The 614-nt window shown below is 63.5% G+C and carries 1 protein-coding gene; it reads right to left on the bottom strand.

Translation table 11 applies throughout. The features are described from left to right. On the bottom strand, positions 1 to 580 hold a 580-nt coding region (locus tag AU187_RS18385; RefSeq protein ID WP_156442385.1), incomplete at its 3' end, for a DUF222 domain-containing protein. Positions 581 to 614: the final 34 nt, after the last annotated feature.

Below are 614 nucleotides of genomic sequence, written 5' to 3'. Positions count from 1 at the left end.
TGTGTTCGCTGATCAACGCCTCACGATGGGACTGCAGCGCGGCGTCGACCTTGGCCGCCTCGATATTGGGCACGGTGATCCGGTAGGTGCTGAACTGCGCACCGGTGATCTTGGTGATCGACCGCTGCGGCTCAGGCCTGGGCTCAGGCGTAGGGCGCGGTTCGAGTCTGGTCGCGGTGCGCAGCTGGTTGACCGTGGCCACCGACGCCAGCTTCGCGTAATGCTCATCAGAACCCTGGCCCGCGCGCTGGGCGATCACGCCGACCTGATCCAACGACAATCGGCCCTGCGACATTTCGGCGGTGCAGCGCGGGAACTCCTCGAACCGATCGGCGATCGCAGCCACCGTCTTGGCCGTCGCCTCGGCCATGCCCAACTTCCAGGCCACCAACGCCTTGACCGACCGAGCCCCGGTGATCCCCCACAAGTTGTCGTGATCGAGCTCGGCGACGATCTCCACGATGCGCCCATCAACGGCATTGCGCTGACCCGCCAACTCCTCCAACTGCCCAAACAACTCCTCCAAACGCTCGAGGCGACTCAAATCCACCTCAACACCAGAAGGAGCGAACGAAACCATAACCGCATCATGACAGCACCCACCGACAAATCCG

Origin of the sequence: Mycobacterium sp. IS-1556 (assembly GCF_001499985.1) — a bacterium.
Taxonomy (GTDB): Bacteria; Actinomycetota; Actinomycetes; order Mycobacteriales; family Mycobacteriaceae; genus Mycobacterium.
Note: the sequence above shows the minus strand (reverse complement) of the source record. Positions and strands in the feature narration are given on the sequence as shown.